17 protein-coding genes and 1 pseudogene are annotated in these 18,169 nt (G+C 66.0%); 14 read left to right on the top strand and 4 right to left on the bottom strand.

Annotated elements, in window-relative coordinates; all coding sequences use genetic code 11:
- Nucleotides 1-130 precede the first annotated feature (130 nt).
- From DVS29_RS19995 to pyrF, 11 genes are all read left to right on the top strand, one after another.
- A complete protein-coding gene (locus DVS29_RS19995; protein WP_118182220.1) occupies nt 131-1,060 on the top strand; it encodes an IclR family transcriptional regulator in 930 nt (309 codons plus the stop codon).
- An 11-nt stretch (nt 1,061-1,071) separates the two neighbouring features.
- The gene (locus DVS29_RS19990) at nt 1,072-2,139 is read left to right on the top strand and encodes a 2-dehydro-3-deoxygalactonokinase (RefSeq protein ID WP_240655702.1); all 1,068 of its coding nucleotides are present in this window, start codon (nt 1,072-1,074) and stop codon (nt 2,137-2,139) included.
- Nucleotides 2,140-2,220: 81 nt separating this feature from the next.
- A complete protein-coding gene (locus tag DVS29_RS19985; protein WP_118182218.1) occupies nt 2,221-2,898 on the top strand; it encodes a 2-dehydro-3-deoxy-6-phosphogalactonate aldolase in 678 nt (225 codons plus the stop codon).
- Nucleotides 2,895-3,674, top strand: coding sequence for an SDR family oxidoreductase (locus DVS29_RS19980; protein WP_118182217.1), 780 nt, complete (start codon nt 2,895-2,897; stop codon nt 3,672-3,674). The genes DVS29_RS19985 and DVS29_RS19980 overlap by 4 nt, the downstream gene beginning before the upstream one ends.
- A 147-nt stretch (nt 3,675-3,821) precedes the next feature.
- Complete coding sequence (locus DVS29_RS19975; protein WP_118182216.1) at nt 3,822-4,820, top strand: arabinose ABC transporter substrate-binding protein; 999 nt, start codon at nt 3,822-3,824, stop codon at nt 4,818-4,820.
- A 116-nt stretch (nt 4,821-4,936) separates the two neighbouring features.
- A complete protein-coding gene (araG, locus tag DVS29_RS19970) occupies nt 4,937-6,451 on the top strand; it encodes an L-arabinose ABC transporter ATP-binding protein AraG (protein ID WP_118182288.1) in 1,515 nt (504 codons plus the stop codon).
- A gap of 42 nt (nt 6,452-6,493) precedes the next feature.
- Nucleotides 6,494-7,510 carry an L-arabinose ABC transporter permease AraH gene (gene araH / locus DVS29_RS19965; protein ID WP_118182215.1) on the top strand — a complete coding sequence of 339 codons (1,017 nt, stop codon included), beginning with the start codon at nt 6,494-6,496 and terminating at the stop codon, nt 7,508-7,510.
- 92 nt (nt 7,511-7,602) lie between these two features.
- The gene (locus DVS29_RS19960; RefSeq protein WP_118182214.1) at nt 7,603-8,403 is read left to right on the top strand and encodes an SDR family NAD(P)-dependent oxidoreductase; all 801 of its coding nucleotides are present in this window, start codon (nt 7,603-7,605) and stop codon (nt 8,401-8,403) included.
- Nucleotides 8,400-9,299 carry an SMP-30/gluconolactonase/LRE family protein gene (locus DVS29_RS19955; protein WP_118182213.1) on the top strand — a complete coding sequence of 300 codons (900 nt, stop codon included), beginning with the start codon at nt 8,400-8,402 and terminating at the stop codon, nt 9,297-9,299. Before DVS29_RS19960 ends, DVS29_RS19955 begins: the two co-directional genes overlap by 4 nt.
- Before the next feature lie 183 nt (nt 9,300-9,482).
- Nucleotides 9,483-10,535: an aldose 1-epimerase gene (locus DVS29_RS19950; protein WP_118182212.1), complete on the top strand. Its 1,053-nt coding sequence runs from the start codon at nt 9,483-9,485 to the stop codon at nt 10,533-10,535.
- A gap of 85 nt (nt 10,536-10,620) precedes the next feature.
- Nucleotides 10,621-11,436: an orotidine-5'-phosphate decarboxylase gene (pyrF, locus tag DVS29_RS19945; protein WP_118182211.1), complete on the top strand. Its 816-nt coding sequence runs from the start codon at nt 10,621-10,623 to the stop codon at nt 11,434-11,436.
- A gap of 63 nt (nt 11,437-11,499) precedes the next feature.
- Here the strand turns inward: pyrF and DVS29_RS19940 are convergent, their stop codons facing one another.
- From DVS29_RS19940 to thiL, 4 genes are all read right to left on the bottom strand, one after another.
- Entirely contained in the window at nt 11,500-12,060 is a 561-nt protein-coding gene (locus tag DVS29_RS19940) for a cupin domain-containing protein (RefSeq protein ID WP_240655700.1), read from the bottom strand.
- Between the two features lie 7 nt (nt 12,061-12,067).
- Complete coding sequence (locus tag DVS29_RS19935) at nt 12,068-12,568, bottom strand: CinA family protein (RefSeq protein WP_118182210.1); 501 nt, start codon at nt 12,566-12,568, stop codon at nt 12,068-12,070.
- A gap of 88 nt (nt 12,569-12,656) precedes the next feature.
- Nucleotides 12,657-13,208, bottom strand: coding sequence for a phosphatidylglycerophosphatase A family protein (locus tag DVS29_RS19930; RefSeq protein ID WP_118182209.1), 552 nt, complete (start codon nt 13,206-13,208; stop codon nt 12,657-12,659).
- On the bottom strand, nt 13,198-14,184 hold the full coding sequence (gene thiL / locus DVS29_RS19925; RefSeq protein WP_118182208.1) for a thiamine-phosphate kinase: 987 nt from the start codon (nt 14,182-14,184) through the stop codon (nt 13,198-13,200). Before thiL ends, DVS29_RS19930 begins: the two co-directional genes overlap by 11 nt.
- A gap of 219 nt (nt 14,185-14,403) precedes the next feature.
- Between thiL and DVS29_RS19920 the strand changes: the two genes are divergently transcribed.
- The 3 genes and pseudogenes from DVS29_RS19920 (at nt 14,404) to DVS29_RS19910 (ending at nt 18,096) form a co-directional block, all read left to right on the top strand.
- Entirely contained in the window at nt 14,404-16,698 is a 2,295-nt protein-coding gene (locus tag DVS29_RS19920) for an NADP-dependent malic enzyme (protein WP_118182207.1), read from the top strand.
- Between the two features lie 527 nt (nt 16,699-17,225).
- Nucleotides 17,226-17,504, top strand: a pseudogene (locus DVS29_RS38355) (ribonuclease); the annotation flags it as partial.
- Nucleotides 17,505-17,520: 16 nt separating this feature from the next.
- Nucleotides 17,521-18,096 carry a barstar family protein gene (locus tag DVS29_RS19910; protein WP_118182286.1) on the top strand — a complete coding sequence of 192 codons (576 nt, stop codon included), beginning with the start codon at nt 17,521-17,523 and terminating at the stop codon, nt 18,094-18,096.
- The last annotated feature ends 73 nt before the right edge of the window (nt 18,097-18,169 follow it).

Below are 18,169 nucleotides of genomic sequence, written 5' to 3'. Positions count from 1 at the left end.
ACCACCGCCACGCGCACCGCCACGCGCCGAAGCCGGACTCGCGCCGGTCACATCGACGGCCGACCGCAGCAGGGCCACGCGTCTTCCCTTTTCCCGTCGTTCCGTTAAGCCGCACACGGCCAGGCTCGCCATGAACAAAGCGATGCAGTCCCCCGTCGACGCGGAAGAGGCGCGAGTCTCGCAGCCGCGCGTCCGCAACGGCGCTCCCGCACAGCCCGTGAATCACGACCAGATCGCGTTGCCGAGCACGCTGCTCGACATCACGCCGCAGCAGGCCGGCACGCAGACGCTACTGCGCGGTCTTGCGATCCTCGAAGCGGCCGCAGCCGGCGTGCGCGACCTGCGCACCTTCGGCGCGGCGCTCGGCACGACCCGCAGCACGACGCACCGGCTCGTCAGCAGCCTCGTCCAGGCGCGCTATCTGCGCCAGGTGCAGGGCGGCTATCTGCTCGGGCCGAAGCTGATCGAGCTCGGCACAATCGCGCTCGAACAGATGCCGCTGACGGCGGTTGCGCGTCCGCATCTGGAGTCGCTCGCGGAAGCGACGCTCGACACGATCCACCTCGGCGTGCGCGACGGCGACGACGTGCTCTACATCGACAAGATTCCCGGCACGCGCGGCCTTGAAATGCGCTCGCGCGTCGGTCACCGGATGCCGCTCGCGTCGACCGGCATCGGCAAGGCGATGATGCTCGACCTGAAGCCGGACGCGTGGCAGTCGCTGTTCGACGCATCGCGGCGCGCGCTTGCCAGCATGAGCTTCAAGCCCGACAACCGTCCCGATGCGCCCACCTTCATGCAGCGCATGACGAACTACGCGACGGGCGGCTACACGTTCGATCTTGAGGAAAACGAAGCATCGATCCGCTGCGTCGCGGCGCCGGTGCGCGATGCGTCGGGCGCGATCGTCGCGGCGCTGTCGGTGGCCAGCACGATTCCGTATATGTCGCTCGAAAGAATGGATGAACTGATTCCGGTCGTGCAGAAGAAGGCCCGCGCGATTTCCGAAGAACTCGGCTGGCGCGCGCCGCAACCGGCCACGCGCAGGATCAAACGATGAGCGATCAACGCATGACCGGCGGTGCCGCAGCCGTGAACCCGTCGGGTGCGGAGGCGGGGTTGGCAAACGCCGCGCTGATCGCGCTCGACTGGGGCACGACGTCGCTGCGCGCGTATCTGTTCGACGCGACGGGCAGCGTGCTCACGACGCGCGCGTCGTCGGCCGGCATCATGAATCTGCCGAAGCCCGCCGCGGAAGGCGGCTTCGATGCGGCGTTCGACGAAGCGTGCGGCGCGTGGCTCGATGCGCGCCCGGACCTGCCGGTGATCGCAGCGGGGATGGTTGGCAGTGCGCAGGGCTGGGCCGAGGCGCCGTACGTCGACGCACCCGCGAGCGCCGATGCGCTGACGGCCGGCATCGTGCGGGTGAACACCGCGCGCGGCGTGACGCTTTCGATCGTGCCCGGCGTGCTGGAGCGCGGCGCGTTGCCGAACGTGATGCGCGGCGAGGAGACGCAGATTTTCGGTGCGCTTTCGGTGGATGCCGAAGCCGCGCGACACGCATCGACGGATCCTGCTGGCGCGCTGATCGGCCTGCCCGGCACGCACGCGAAGTGGGTCGTGGTGCGGGGCGCGCGGATCGAGCGCTTCCATACGTTCATGACCGGTGAAGTGTTCGCGGCGCTGCGCGATCACACGATTCTCGGCCGCACGATGCGCTCGCCTGACCAGTCCGACATGGACGCGTTCGTGCGCGGTATCGATACCGTGCGGGATCAGGGCGCGGCCGGCGTGCTCGCGACGATCTTCAGCACGCGCACGCTGGGACTGACTGGACAACTGACGGCCGAGCAGCAGCCGGACTATCTGTCGGGACTGCTGATCGGACATGAACTGGCGGGACTGGACGCGCTGCTCGTGCAGCAGGGCTCGGCGCTGGCCGGCAAGACGCTGCGCCTGATCGGCAACGATGCGTTGTGCGAGCGCTACCGGGTCGCGCTCGCGCGCTTCGGCTGCACGGACGCGCAGCTGGTCCGGCAGGCAACGGAACATGGTTTGTGGCGTATCGCGATCGAAGCGGGGCTCGTCGGGGCACCGGCGGAAAGGCCGGCGCAGGCAGCCGCGGACGCGGAACGTTGAGCTGTTAGCGCATTCGCGCGCAGCTAGAGGCAACCGCGGGCAACCGCACGCAACGACACGCCGAACGTAGACGAGGACGACATGGAAGCTCACATCAATCTGCCTGCACCGTACTTCCCGCACACCGGGCTGGTGGCGGCCTTCGAGGTCTGCCCGCTGATCGCGATCATGCGCGGCGTGACGCCGGCGGACGCGGCGGACCATGGCCGCGCGCTGTACGAAGCGGGTTTCCGGATCATCGAGGTGCCGCTCAATTCGCCGCAGCCGTTCGACAGCATCGCGGCGATCCGCGCGGCGCTGCCGGTCGACGCGATCGTCGGAGCGGGCACGGTGCTGCAGGCGCGTCACGTGAACGACGTGAAGGCGGCGGGCGGCGAGCTGATCGTGATGCCGCACAGCGATCCGGAAGTCGTGATCGCCGCGAAGAAGCATCTGCTCGCGTGCGCGCCGGGCGTCGCGACGCCGAACGAAGCGTTCGTCGCGCTGAAGCATGGCGCGGACGTGCTGAAGATGTTCCCGGCCGAGCAGCTCGGTCCGCACGTGGTGAAGGCATGGCGCGCGGTGATCGCGAAAGAAGTGCCGCTGGTGCCGGTGGGCGGCGTGACGCCCGACAACATGGGGCCGTTCCTGACCGCGGGCGCGAACGGCTTCGGCCTCGGTTCGGCGTTGTACAAGCCGGGCCAGAGTGCGGCCGCGACGTCCGCGAACGCGAAGGCCTTCATCAAGGGCCTACGGATCGCGAAGGGCGAAAAAGCATGAACCGTCTTGCCGGCAAGGTCGCTCTCGTCACCGGCGCCGGTCGCGGCATCGGCGCGGCGATCGCGCGGGCCTTTGCGCGCGAGGGCGCGGCCGTCGTGCTGGCGGAGCTGGATGGCGAGACCGCCGAGCGCACAGCGAACGAGATCGCCGCGACGGTCGACGGTGCGCGCGTACTCGCGGTGCCGACCGACGTGACGCAGCCGGCATCGGTGGAACGTGCGGTGAAGACGGCGGAAGACCGCTTCGGCGCACTCGGTGTGCTCGTGAACAACGCGGGCATAAACGTGTTCTGCGATCCGCTGACGATGACCGACGCCGACTGGCGCCGCTGCTTCGCGGTGGATCTCGACGGCGTGTGGCACGGCTGCCGCGCGGCGTTGCCGGGCATGGTCGAACGTGGCGCGGGCAGCATCATCAATATCGCGTCGACGCACTCGTTCAAGATCATTCCGGGCTGCTTTCCGTACCCGGTCGCGAAGCACGGCGTGATCGGTCTCACGCGCGCGCTCGGCATCGAATACGCGCCGCGCAACGTGCGCGTGAACGCGATCGCGCCGGGCTACATCGAGACCAACCTCACGCGCGAGTGGTGGGACAACCAGCCGGATCCGGCGGCCGCCCGTCAGGCGACGCTGGATCTGCAGCCGATGAAGCGGATCGGCCAGCCGGAAGAAGTGGCGATGACGGCGGTGTTCCTCGCATCGGACGAGGCGACCTTCATCAACGCGAGCTGCATCACGGTGGATGGCGGGCGCTCGGCGCTGTACCACGACTGAAGCAGTACGAATGAATTAGAAGCAACGAATCGACCAACGAATCGGCAAACGAATCAGCAGCATCGGGCGAAGCACTGGCCGCGTGTTTCGCCTCGACAAGAAGAGCGGCCGCCACCTTCGTTATTTCAGTGTCAGGAGACAAGCACCATGAAACGCAGAATTTTTCTCACGCTGGCCGCTGCGGCGACGGCAATCCTGTTCAATGCGCCTGTCGCTCAGGCCGCTGACCAGGTGAAGATCGGCTTCCTCGTGAAGCAGCCGGAAGAGCCGTGGTTCCAGGACGAATGGAAATTCGCGGAAACGGCAGCGAAGGCGAAGGGCTTCACGCTCGTGAAGATCGGCGCGCCGTCGGGTGAAAAGGTGATGAGCGCGATCGACAACCTCGCTGCGCAAAAGGCCCAGGGATTCATCATCTGCACGCCGGACGTGAAGCTCGGACCGGGCATCGTGGCGAAGGCGAAGGCTGACGGCCTGAAGATGATGACGGTCGACGACCGCCTCGTCGACGGTGCGGGCAAGCCGATCGAGTCGGTGCCGCACATGGGCATCTCGGCGTACAACATCGGCAAGCAGGTGGGCGACGGCATCGCGGCTGAAATCAAGAAGCGCGGCTGGGACATGAAGGACGTCGGCGCGATCGACGTGACCTACGAGCAGCTGCCGACCGCACATGACCGCACCAGCGGCGCGACCGATGCGCTCGTCGCTGCCGGCTTCCCGAAGGCGAACGTGATCGCGGCTCCGCAGGCGAAGACCGACACGGAAAACGCATTCAACGCGGCTAACATCGCGCTCACGAAGAACCCGCAGTTCAAGCACTGGGTGGCGTACGGCCTGAACGACGAAGCCGTGCTCGGCGCGGTGCGCGCAGCGGAAGGCCGCGGCTTCAAGGCCGACAACATGATCGGCATCGGCATCGGCGGTTCGGACTCGGCACTGAACGAGTTCAAGAAGCCGAACCCGACGGGCTTCTACGGCACCGTGATCATCAGCCCGAAGCGTCACGGCGAAGAAACGTCGGACCTGATGTACGCGTGGATCACGCAGGGCAAGGAGCCGCCGCTCCTGACGCTCACGACCGGCATGCTGGCGACGCGTGACAACGTGAACCAGGTGCGCGAGCAGATGGGTCTCGCGTCGAAGTAAGTTCGACCGCGCAGGACGGCGGTGCCGATCGGCGCGCCGGATGAATCGATCATCCGGCGCGCCGTGCCACGGTGACCGCCGGTGAGGCAAACGCAGAGATTGGGGTGGAGGGCGAAGTGTCAGCGACGCTACGTTTTGACAATATCGGCAAGGTGTTTCCAGGCGTGCGTGCGCTGGACGGCGTGTCGTTCGAGGTAAACGTCGGCCAGGTGCACGGCCTGATGGGCGAGAACGGCGCGGGCAAGTCGACGCTGCTGAAGATTCTCGGCGGCGAATATCAGCCGGACTCGGGCCGCATCATGATCGACGGCAACGAGGTGCATTTTTCGAGCGCGGCCGCGTCGATCGGCGCCGGGATCGCGGTGATTCACCAGGAACTGCAGTACGTGCCCGATCTGACAGTCACGGAAAACCTGCTGCTCGGCGCATTGCCGAACCGCCTGGGCTGGGTCAACAAGCGCGAGGCGCGCCGCTTCGTGCGCGAACGGCTCGCGGCGATGGGCGTCGATCTCGATCCCAACGCGAAGCTCGGCAAGCTCTCTATCGCGCAGCGCCAGATGGTGGAAATCTGCAAGGCGCTCCTGCGCAACGCGCGCGTGATCGCGCTCGACGAACCGACGAGCTCGCTGTCGCACCGCGAAACGGAAGTGCTGTTCAAGCTCGTGCACGATCTGCGCGCCGACAATCGCGCGCTGATCTACATCTCGCACCGGATGGACGAGATCTATCAGCTGTGCGACGCGTGCACGATCTTCCGCGACGGCCGCAAGGTCGCGTCGCATCCGTCGCTCGTCGACGTGAAGCGCGACACGATCGTGAGCGAGATGGTGGGCCGCGAGATTTCGGACATCTACAACTACCAGCCGCGCAAGGCGGGCGAAGTGCGCCTCGCGGTGCGCAACGTCGAAGGCCATCCGCTGAAGGCGCCCGCGAGCTTCGAGGTGCGCAAGGGCGAGATCGTCGGCTTCTTCGGTCTGGTTGGCGCGGGCCGCAGCGAGCTGATGCACCTGATCTACGGCACGCGCAAGAAGAAGGGCGGCGAGATTTCGCTCGACGGCGCGTCGATCAAGGTGCGCAGCGCGGGCGAGGCGATCAGCCGCGGCATCGTGCTGTGTCCCGAAGACCGCAAGGAAGAAGGCATCGTCGCGATGGCGACGGTGTCGGAGAACATCAATATCAGCTGCCGCCGGCACTATCTGCGCGCGGGGCTGTTCTTGAACCGCAAGAAGGAAGCGGAGACGGCCGACAGCTTCATCAAGCTGCTGAAGATCAAGACGCCGAGCCGCCGCCAGAAGATCCGCTTTCTGTCGGGCGGCAACCAGCAGAAGGCGATTCTGTCGCGCTGGCTCGCCGAGCCGGACCTGAAGGTCGTGATTCTCGACGAACCGACGCGCGGCATCGACGTCGGCGCGAAGCACGAGATCTACAACGTGATTTACCAGCTCGCGGAACGCGGCTGCGCGATCGTGATGATTTCGTCGGAACTGCCGGAAGTGCTCGGCGTCTCCGATCGCATCGTCGTGATGCGGCAGGGACGTATTTCCGGCGAACTGAAACGCAGCGAGGCGAACGAGCAGTCGGTGCTGGGCCTCGCGTTGCCCGAATCGAGTACGACCGCTGAGGCGGCCTGATCCACACAGCCTGTACCCGTCGACAACGGGGGGAGTGACGAAATGCAAGCCAGAGAAAACCTCGCGCAGCAAGCCGCGAAGAGCGCGGCGGAGGCGCTGATTCCGCAAAGCAACGACAAGCAGAAGTGGTGGCAGCAGATCACCGAGTACAGCCTGATCGTGATCTTCGCGATCATGTTCATCACGATGTCGCTGACGGTCGACCACTTCTTCTCGATCGAGAACATGCTCGGCCTCGCGCTGTCGATCTCGCAGATCGGCATGGTCGCGTGCACGATGATGTTCTGTCTCGCGTCGCGCGACTTCGACCTGTCGGTCGGCTCGACCGTCGCGTTCGCCGGCGTGATGTGCGCGATGGTGCTGAACGCGACCAACAACACGGCCATCGCCATCATCGCGGCGGTGGTGGCGGGCGGCGTGATCGGCTTCGTCAACGGCGCGGTGATCGCGTATCTGCGCATCAACGCGCTGATCACGACGCTCGCGACGATGGAAATCGTGCGCGGCCTCGGCTTCATCGTGTCGCACGGCCAGGCGGTGGGCGTGTCGTCGGATACCTTCATCGCGCTCGGCAGCCTGTCGTTCTTCGGCGTGTCGCTGCCGATCTGGGTCACGCTGCTCTGCTTCATCGTGTTCGGCGTGATGCTGAACCAGACGGTGTACGGGCGCAACACGCTCGCGATCGGCGGCAATCCGGAGGCGTCGCGCCTGGCCGGTATCAACGTGGAACGCACCCGCGTGCTGATCTTCCTGATCCAGGGCGCGGTCACGGCGCTCGCGGGCGTGATCCTCGCTTCGCGGATCACGTCGGGCCAGCCGAACGCGGCCGAAGGCTTCGAGCTGAACGTGATCTCGGCGTGCGTGCTGGGCGGCGTGTCGCTGATGGGCGGCCGCGCGACGATCTCGGGTGTGGTGATCGGCGTGCTGATCATGGGCACGGTCGAGAACGTGATGAACCTGCTCAACATCGACGCGTTCTACCAGTATCTCGTGCGCGGCGCGATCCTGCTCGCCGCGGTGCTGCTCGACCAGTTGAAGAACCGCGGCGCACGCGACTGAGTCTGACCTGATCGATTGCGCGCGACCGGGCTGGAGCCTATTTCGCCAACTCTGGCTCCGGTCGCAGCCTGTGACGAAACAAGGAGCTTGCGATGTCGTTTCCAGCCAATCCGAACGCCGCGCACGGGCACGATGCCTACGCGCGGTATCCGAGCCTGACCGACCGCACCGTGCTGATCTCGGGCGGCGCGACCGGCATCGGCGCATCGTTCGTCGAGCATTTCGCGGCGCAGGGCGCACGTGTCGCGTTCTTCGATATCGACACGAGCGCCGGCGAGGCGCTGGCCGATGAACTCGGCGACGCGCGCCACAAGCCGCTCTTCGTGCCGTGCGACCTCACGGATCTCGATGCGCTGAAGAAAGGCGTCGCGGACGTGAAAGCCGCGCTCGGCCCGGTGCAGGTGCTCGTTAACAACGCGGCGAACGACGTGCGCCACGCGATCGAGGACGTCACGCCCGAGTCGTTCGAAAAAGGCATCGCGGTCAACATCCGGCACCAGTTCTTCGTCGCGCAGGCGGTGATCGAAGACATGAAGGCTGCGCGCGCCGGCGCGATCATCAACCTCGGCTCGATCAGCTGGATGCTGAAGCAGGGCAATTTCCCCGTCTACACGATGTCGAAAGCCGCGGTGCAGGGTCTGACGCGCGGCCTCGCGCGCGATCTCGGTCCGTTCAACATCCGCGTGAACACGCTGGTGCCGGGCTGGGTGATGACCGAGAAGCAGCGCCGGTTGTGGCTCGACGACGTGGGCCGGCAGCGCTTGAAGGAAGGGCAGTGCATCGACGCGGAGCTGATGCCCGCGGACCTCGCGCGCATGGCGCTGTTCCTTGCCGCGGACGATAGCAGGATGATCACCGCGCAGGACATCATCGTCGACGGAGGCTGGGCATGAGCCGGAATTCCGATGCAACGCTGCTGATCGATGCGCAGTGCGCGCTCGGCGAAGGCGCGACGTGGTGCGCGCGCACGGGCCGTTTCTACTGGGTCGATATCGAAGGCAAACGCCTGTGGCGTTATGACCCGCGTGTGCAGCAAAGCCACGCGTGGGAGATGCCCGAGCGGCTCGCGACCTTTGCGCTTTGCGCCGATCCGACCTACCTTTTACTCGGTCTTGCCTCGCAACTGGCGTTCTTCAATCTCGAGACCGGCGACGTGCGGCGCATCGTCGACGTCGAACCGGGCCTGAACACGCGCACCAACGACGGCCGTTGCGACCGTCAGGGGCGCTTCGTGTTCGGCACGAAAGATGAAGGCGCGCCCGTGCGGCCGATCGGCGGCTTCTACCGGCTCAATCGCGATCTGTCGCTGGAACGGCTGCCGCTGCCGGCGCCGGCGATCGCGAACAGCATCGGGTTCAGCCCGGACGGCGCGACGATGGTCTACTGCGATTCGCCGACGCGCGAGATTCGCGTGTGCGATTACGGTGTCGACGACGCAGGCCGTATCGCGAACGATCGTGTGTTCACGCGATTGACGGACGCGCGCGGCGAGCCCGACGGTTCGACCGTCGATGCGGACGGCGGCGTGTGGAACGCGCAGTGGGGCGGCCGGCGCGTGGTGCGCTACGGGCCGGACGGCGTCGAAACGGAACGCGTGCAGGTGCCGACTGCGCAGCCGAGCTGCGTGGCGTTTGGCGGCCCGGAACTCGACACGCTGTACGTGACGAGCGCGCGCGTTGATCTCGATGCGGCGGCGCTCGCGGACGATCCGCACGCGGGCGGTGTGTTCGTTGCCGCGACGGCACGGCGTGGTCTGGCTGAGGCGCTTTTTGAAGGCACGCCGCGCTGATGCGCTCGAGTGCGGCGCATGAATCCGTAGACCGATGCAGGAAGCAGTGAGCAGTACGCAGTACGCGACAACGATACAGAGGCGTCGACCGGAAGCCGGCATGTTCAGCGGTTTCGGATTGCCGCCGATACAGCGTCCGCCGGCCAGGACGGCAGCGGCGCCAGCCTCTCGAAGGAGCCTGATATGACTGCCGCGAATTCTGCCGTACCTTCGCCGTCGCAGACGCGACGCGCCCGGCTCGAAGCCGCCGTGCACCCTCCGGTGAGACCGGGGCCCAGCACGTCCGCCGTGGCGATCGGTGCGTCGAGCATCAGCGAAGTGGCCTGCGTCACGCTCGCCAACGCACATCTGCGACTCGACCTCGCGCCGGCGCTGGGCGGCGGTATCACGCGCTTCGACTGGCGCGGCGAGCATGGCCCGGTGCCGATCTTCCGGCGCTGCCGCAACGTATCGCTGGATACCGATCCGAACGAACTCGCGTGCTATCCGCTGCTGCCGTATTCGAACCGGATCGGCGGCGGACGCTTCGAGTTTCGCGGCCGCTCGATCGCGGTGCCGCTCAACCGTCCGGCTGAGCCGCTGCCGCTGCATGGCGATGGCTGGCTCGCGCGCTGGAAGGTCGACGAGGCCGAGAAGGAGTCGGTGCGGTTGACGCTCGATCATCGCGACGGCAAACCCTACGCATTCCGCGCGACGCAGCGCTATACGATCGACGACGCGACGCTCACCGTGGCGCTCGACATCGAGAACACGGGCCGCGATGCATTGCCGTTCGGCCTCGGGCTGCATCCGTTTCTCGTGCGCGATGCGGACACGCGCTTGTCCGCCGCGGCGGGTGGTCTGTGGCTCTCGGGCGACGACTGGCTGCCCACCCGCCATGTGTCCGCGCCGCCCGCGTGGCAGTTCGGCGTTGCGTATCCGTTGCCCGATGCGATGGTGAATCATGCGTTCACCGGCTGGAGCGGACAGGCCGCGGTGGTGTGGCCGAAGCGCCGCCTGTCGCTGACCATTGCGTCGAGCGCGGATCACTACATCCTGTACACGCCGCCGCAGCAGGACTTCTTCTGCTTCGAGCCGGTCGATCATCCGATCAATGCGCTGAATCTCGAAGGCGGCGGCGCCGAGCATGGCATGACGGTGCTCGCGCGCGGCGAGCGGCTGTCGCGCGAATTCCGCTTCACGGTGGAGCGCACGGGGATGCGCGCGATGGCGGGCGGGCGCGGCGCGCGGCGGTAGAGGGGGCTTGGGCCGAGGTACGCGGGTACGGCGGGTACAATACGCGCGCGCCATCTTTCGTCACCGTCGTGCTGCGAGTCTTCCCATGTCCTCTTTCATCCAGACGCTCAACGATGCCTGGCAACGCACGCAGTCGCTGCTGTGCGTCGGCCTCGACCCCGAACCCAGCAAGTTTCCCGCCGTGCTCGCGAATCGCGCCGACGCGATCTTCGAGTTCTGCCGGCAGATCGTCGATGCGACCGCGCCCTATGCTTCCGCGTTCAAGCCGCAGATCGCGTACTTCGCCGCGCATCGCGCGGAAGATCAGCTCGAACAGCTGATCGCGCACGTCCATACCGCGCATCCAGGCCTGCCGGTGATTCTCGATGCAAAGCGCGGCGATATCGGCAGCACGGCCGAGCAATACGCGCGCGAAGCATTCGAGCGCTATCGTGCCGATGCGGTGACGGTGAACCCGTACATGGGCTTCGACTCGATCGAGCCGTATCTCGCGCATGCGGGCAAAGGCGTGATCGTGCTGTGCCGCACGTCGAATCCGGGCGGCTCCGATCTGCAGTTCCTCGATGTGGGCGGCCGTCCGCTGTATCAGACGGTGGCGCAGCTCGCCGCGGACAAGTGGAACGCGAGCGGTCAGCTGGGTCTCGTCGTCGGTGCGACGTTCCCGAAGGAAATCGAAATCGTGCGTGGGATCGTCGGCGACATGCCGCTCCTGATTCCCGGCATCGGCGCGCAGGGCGGCGACGTCGAAGCGACCGTGAAAGCGGGCCGCACGGCGAACGGCACGGGGATGATGATCAACTCGTCGCGCGCGATCCTGTACGCGGGCAAGGGCGAGGACTTCGCGCAGGCGGCGGCGCGCGCCGCGGAAGAGACGCGCGACAGGATCAACGCGTATCGATGAAGCGTGACGGGTGGCGCGAGCGCGTTGCTTGCGTCACTGGTTGTTTGGTCGTGAAGCGTGGCTCTAGCTGCCGGATGGTTTGATCGGCCCGAGCCGCGCGATCAGTTCGCGATGCGCCGGATACCGCGCGAGCAGCGCGTCCACATCCGCCAGTTCGAACTCGCTGAACTCGAACCCCGGCGCCACCGTGCAGCCGACAAGCGCATACGTTGCCGGGTCTGCACACTCCGCCGCGAACCACGCGCCGGCTTCCACCACCGCCTGAAAGGCCGCATCGTGGTCGACGAGCGCATCGCCGAGACGATGCGTGGTGACGCTGCCATCCTCGTTCAGCACGTACACGTTCAGCGCCGCGCCCGCGTAAAAATGCCAGATCTCGTCCGAACGGATGCGATGCCACGCGGAATGCGCGCCGTCGCAGAGCAGGTAGTAGATCGCTGTCGATGCCGCGTAATCGCGAGCGCCGCTACTGGCTGACGATTCGCGCGATACGCGCTGCTGTGCGCGATACGTTTCGCGGTAGTAGCCACCTTCCGGATGCGGCTGCAACTCGAAGCGGCGGATCAGCGCATCGCGCGCTTCTTCTGTATTCGACGAGGCGGAGGCGCGTTGCATCGCTTGCATGCCCAGCTCAATGCTCGCGTTGCTCGAGCATCGCGAGCACGCCGCGCAGCGCATGCGCGGCCGCCTGAGTGCGGATCTTCTCGCGATCGCCCTTGAACACGATCGTCTCGACCTTCGTCTGCAGCCGGTTGCTCCAGCTGAACGACACCATGCCGACCGGCTTCGTTTCCGTTCCGCCGCCGGGCCCCGCGACGCCGGTGATCGCCACCGAGATCTGCGCGCGACTGTTGCGCAGCGCACCCTCGGCCATCGCGCGGGCCACCGGTTCGCTGACCGCGCCGTAGCGTTCGATCAAGTCGGATGGCACGCCGATCATCTCGGTCTTCGCCTGGTTCGAGTAGGTGACGAAGCCGCGTTCGAACCAGCCGCTGCTGCCGGAAATATCCGTGATGGCCGTCGCGACCATGCCGCCGGTGCAGGACTCGGCGGTCGCGAGCATCAGACGTTCGTCGCGCAACTTGTTGCCGACGCGGATCGCGAGCTGGTGAACGACGGAATCGGTAGCCATGCGTAATGTCTGTGGAAAAGAAGCCGGCGCGAAGCGTGCGCCGCGTGGCGGCGCCGGTGCGGCCGGCGTGTGTTGCTCAGTAAGTTGCTCAGTAGGCCATGCGCCAGAGCGCGATCACGAGCAGCGTGAAGAACGCGGCGACCAGGTCGTCGAACATGATGCCAAAGCCGCCTTTCAGTTGCCGGTCGAAATAGCGGATGGGCGGCGGCTTCACCATGTCGAAGAAGCGGAACAGGATGAACGCCCACAGCTGGCCGACGAAGCTGACAGGCGTGATCATCAGCAGCACGAGCCAGAACGCGACGATCTCGTCCCACACGATCGACGACGGATCTTCGATCGCGAGCTTCTTCGCGGTGAAACCGGTGATGCCGATTCCGCCGAAGAAACCGACGACGATCAGGATCGCCCAGTCGATCACCGTCAGATACTGGCTGAGCGCTGCGAACGACGCCCATGCGAACAGCGTGCCGACCGTGCCCGGCGCGGTGGGCGACAGGCCGCTGCCGAAGCCGAGCGACAGCATGTGCCACGGGTGCGAGACCATGAAGCGCGAAGTGACGCGGCGCGGCCTCGGCGGCGGCGGATTGGGACCGCCGGCGACGGTGTCGGTCGTGCCGAGCGGAGGTTCAGTCTGCATGAAAGTGGTCGAAGCCTTGCAACGTCAACGTGAGCGGCGCGCCGTTCGCGTCGCGCCAGTGAATGGCCGGCGCGTCGTGGCCGGCTGGTGGTGCCGCTATTGTACCGACGCGGGTCACGGCGACAGCCGCCTCGTGACCCGCCGATTCGACCGCGTCGCGCTGGTTCGCGGGCGCGGTGAAGCACAGTTCGTAATCGTCGCCGCCCGCGAGCGTGCAGCGCCGTTGCACGTCGGCGGGCAGCCGTTTGAGCGCGGCCGAACGCGGCACCGCATCGACATCGACGATCGCGTGCATGCGCGAGCGTTCGAGGATGTGCATCAGGTCGCCCGCGAGACCGTCGGAAATGTCGAGCGCAGCACGCGCGATGCCGCGCAGCGCGAGACCGAGCGCGACGCGCGGCTCCGGCCATTCGAGCGCGCGGCGAAAGCTCGCGGCGTCGGGTTCGCTCACCGTCCACTCGCCGCGCAACACGCCGAGCCCTGCGCGCGCATCGCCGAGTGTGCCGGAAATCCAGATGTCGTCGCCGGGCTGCGCGGCATCGCGCCGCAATGCGTGCGCGAGCGGCACGGTGCCGAACACGGTCGGGCACAGGTTCAGCGGACCGGCCGTGGTATCGCCGCCGATCAGTTCGCAGCCGTGACGGTCCGCGAGTTCGAAGAGGCCGTCCGCGAACCCGGCGAGCCACGCTTCGTCCGCGCGCGGCAACGCGACCGCGAGCGTGAACGCGAGCGGCTTCGCGCCCATCGCGGCGAGGTCGGACAGGTTCACGGCGAGCGTTTTGTGACCGAGCGCGCGGGCGTCGACGTCGGGCAGGAAATGCCGGCTTTCCACCAGCATGTCCGTGGAAATGGCGAGCATCTCGCCGGGCGGCGGCGCAAGCAGCGCGCAGTCGTCGCCGATTCCGAGCGCCGCGCGCGGACTCAGTGCGGCGCGGCGGCCGAAGTACCGGTCGATCAGCGAGAACTCGGAAAGCATGGTGGCGGACCGTTGGGCGCAGTCAAGCGCGGTTGTGAACAACTGGTGAAAAATCGCAGTGAACGCGCGGCATCGTGACGCCATCTTGATGCGGCGCAGCAAGGGCTTTCCCCGTCTTTCTGTCGCGGCACCTGCAACCGGATTGAACGATTTGGTGCAGGGAATGGCGCTACAATGCGTCGAATATCTATTCTAATCCGCACTCTCGAAGCCCGTCCTATGTCCAATTCGAATCAGTCCAAACTCCGTGAAGCCGCACTCGATTACCACGAGTTCCCGACTCCCGGAAAGATCGCGATCGCGCCGACCAAGCAGATGATCAACCAGCGCGACCTCGCGCTGGCGTACTCGCCGGGCGTCGCCTACGCGTGCGAAGCGATCGTCGACAACCCGCTGAACGCGGCGCGCTTCACGGCGCGCAGCAACCTCGTCGGCGTCGTGACGAACGGCACCGCGGTGCTGGGTCTCGGCAACATCGGGCCGCTCGCGTCGAAGCCGGTGATGGAAGGCAAGGCGGTGCTGTTCAAGAAGTTCGCGGGCATCGACGTGTTCGACATCGAACTCAACGAATCGGACCCGCACAAGCTCGTCGACGTGATCGCCGCGCTCGAGCCGACCTTCGGCGGCATCAACCTCGAAGACATCAAGGCGCCGGACTGCTTCATCGTCGAACGTGAATGCCGCAAGCGCATGAAGATTCCGGTCTTCCACGACGACCAGCACGGCACCGCGATCGTCGTCGCGGCGGCAGTTTCCAACGGCCTCAAGGTGGTCGGCAAGGATATCGGCGAGGTGAAGCTCGTTGCGTCGGGCGCGGGCGCCGCGGCGCTCGCGTGTCTCGACCTGCTGCTCGACCTGGGCCTGAAGCTCGAGAACGTGTTCGTGACCGACCTGGCCGGCGTGGTCTACAAGGGCCGCACGGAGCTGATGGACCCGGACAAGGAACGCTTCGCGCGCGAAACCAGCGCGCGCACGCTCGCCGAAGTGATGGAAGGCGCGGACGTGTTCCTGGGTCTGTCGGCGGGCGGCGTGCTGAAGCCCGAGATGGTCAAGCAGATGGGTACGAAGCCGCTGATCCTCGCGCTCGCGAACCCGACGCCGGAAATCCTGCCGGAAGTCGCGCTCGAAGTGCGCCCGGACGCAGTGCTCGCCACCGGCCGCACGGACTACCCGAACCAGGTCAACAACGTGCTGTGCTTCCCGTTCATCTTCCGCGGCGCACTGGATGCCGGCGCGACGGTGATCACGAAGGAAATGGAAATTGCCGCGGTGAACGCGATCGCGGAACTGGCGCGCCAGGAGCAGAGCGATATCGTCGCGACGGCGTACGGCATTCAGGACCTGTCGTTCGGGCCGGAGTACCTGATTCCGAAGCCGTTCGATCCGCGCCTGATTGTCAAGATCGCGCCGGCCGTCGCGAAGGCGGCGATGGACTGCGGCGTCGCGACCCGTCCGATCGAGGACATGGACGCGTACGTGCAGCACCTGCAGCAGTTCGTCTATCACAGCGGCACGACGATGAAGCCGATCTTCCAGCTCGCGCGCGGCGCGGACCCGGAGAAGAAGCGCATCGTGTTCGCAGAGGGCGAGGAAGAGCGCGTGCTGCGCGCGGTGCAGATCGTCGTCGACGAAAAACTCGCGCGGCCGATCCTGATCGGCCGGCCGGCGGTGATCGAGCAGCGCATCTCGCGCTATGGCCTGCGGCTCGTGGCGGGGCAGGACTACACGGTCGTCAACACCGATCACGACGAACGCTACCGCGACTTCTGGCAGACGTATCACAAGATGATGTCGCGCAAGGGCATCAGCGAGCAGATGGCGAAGCTCGAAATGCGCCGCCGCACGACGCTGATCGGCTCGATGCTGGTGAAGAAGGGCGAAGCGGACGGCATGATCTGCGGCACGATCAGCACGACGCACCGCCATCTGCACTTCATCGACCAGGTGATCGGCAAGAAGCCGGGCAGCAGCGTCTACGCGGCGATGAACGCGCTGGTGCTGCCGGGCCGGCAGATCTTCATCGTCGACACGCACGTGAACGTGGACCCGACGCCCGAGCAGCTCGCCGAGATCACGATCATGGCGGCGGAAGAAGTGCGCCGCTTCGGTATCGAACCGAAGATCGCGCTGGTGTCGCATTCGAACTTCGGCACGAGCAACGCGCCCACCGCGCAGAAGATGCGCGACACGCTGGCGCTCGTTCAGGAACGTGCGCCGAACCTGCAGGTGGACGGCGAAATGCACGGCGACGTCGCGCTCGACGCGAACCTGCGCCGTGAAGTGCTGCCGGAATCGACGCTGGAGGGCGACGCGAACCTGCTGGTCCTGCCGAACATCGACGCGGCGAACATTTCGTACAACCTGCTGAAGACGGCCGCGGGCAACAACATCGCGATCGGACCGATGCTGCTGGGCGCCGCGCAGCCGGTGCACGTGCTGACCGCGTCGGCGACCGTGCGGCGCATCGTCAACATGACGGCGCTGCTGGTGGCGGACGTCAACGCAGTGCGCTGAAAGAAAAAATCAGGAAAAAGGCCGGCGTGCCCGCAATGGGCACGCCGCCGGACAAGAGAGGATGACGTCCGGAAAAGGCTGGTATTGACGGCGCCACACAGGATGGTCACCGGGCACCCACGAGGTTGAATGCCCGGTTACGCCGTCGGGATAACTGTATCCCAGTCAAGATAAATAATGTGTCAAAAGTGGTCAAATTTACCTGATTATTCAAGCATTTAGGATTTGTCTCAGGTAATCTGATCGCTTGACGAACATTGATTCCGATTGCCATTAGCGATACCCTTACACCTTTCATGGTCGTCGAACTCGTGGTCCAGCAGCGGGAAACCTGGTCAATGGCGCGCAAACGGCTGCTCAACAAGGTGTCAGGCAGAGTGTCGAGCAGGGTGCGAAGCGCGTCGTACGCCATTCTGGGCGCCGTCCTGATCGTGGGCGGGCTGGGTGGTTTTCCTGCCGGTGCGATCGCGCGGGACTATTGGTCCGGCGCGCAATCCGGCAACGGCTCGGGCCAGGTGCAGGGCAGCATCGCGGCATCGCAACTGCCGCGGGAAGCAGTCGCCACGTTGAACTCGATCGCGGCGGGCGGGCCTTACCCGTTTGAGAAGGACGGCATCGTATTCGGCAACTACGAACGGTTGCTTCCGCCCCATCGGCGCGGCTTTTACCACGAATACACCGTTCCCACGCCTTCGGCGCGCAATCGCGGCGCGCGCCGCATCGTCTGCGGCGGTCCGCTGAAGCGCACGGACAACTGCTTCTATTCCGACGACCACTACGCAAGTTTTAAACGCATTGTTGAATGACACTGGGATGAACGGCATGGGCGACAACATCTACGCGCACGACTCCGGGGCCGCGACGGATCTTTTCGCGGCCGGCGACGGCAATCTGTTTCAGCGCGTCATGCAGATGCGCGGCACCGGCCAGGCCGGCGAACACGGCGATGAAGCGGGCGCGCGCGACTCCGGCAGCATGCTTTCATTGAACGAGGGCCCCATGAGTCTTTTCGCGACCGTGCGACCGAACATCGTACAGTCGATCCGCGCGTTCCGCGTGCAGGATCTCGCCGACGAGGCCAACCAGCTGGAGCAGCATTTCCTGTACGCGTTCTGCGCGAATGCGCAGTCGAAGGCGGAAGTGCTCGAGACGATCGCCACGTCGTTCCTGTTCCCGAAGCACTTCGGCAAGAACTACGACGCGCTCTACGACTGCCTGACCGACCTCGTGCACAAGGCCGGCAACCAGCCCGGCTTCGTGATCGTGCTGGAGGCGCTGCCGGTTGCCACGAAGTTTGACAAGGACGGGCGCGAAACGCTGCTCGACGTGTTCCGCGAAGCGGCCGAATTCTGGGCCGAGCGCAAGATCGCGTTCCGCGTGTTCTATTCGTTCGCCTGAGGTTTTTCGCGAGCAGCGTCTGGATTCGCGTGGCGACTGTCACGGTCGCCTGGGGTTTCGAGCGTTGAGCGTC

The organism is Paraburkholderia phosphatilytica, from assembly GCF_003443895.1.
In the GTDB taxonomy this organism is placed as follows: Bacteria; Pseudomonadota; Gammaproteobacteria; order Burkholderiales; family Burkholderiaceae; genus Paraburkholderia; species Paraburkholderia phosphatilytica.
Note: the sequence above shows the minus strand (reverse complement) of the source record. Positions and strands in the feature narration are given on the sequence as shown.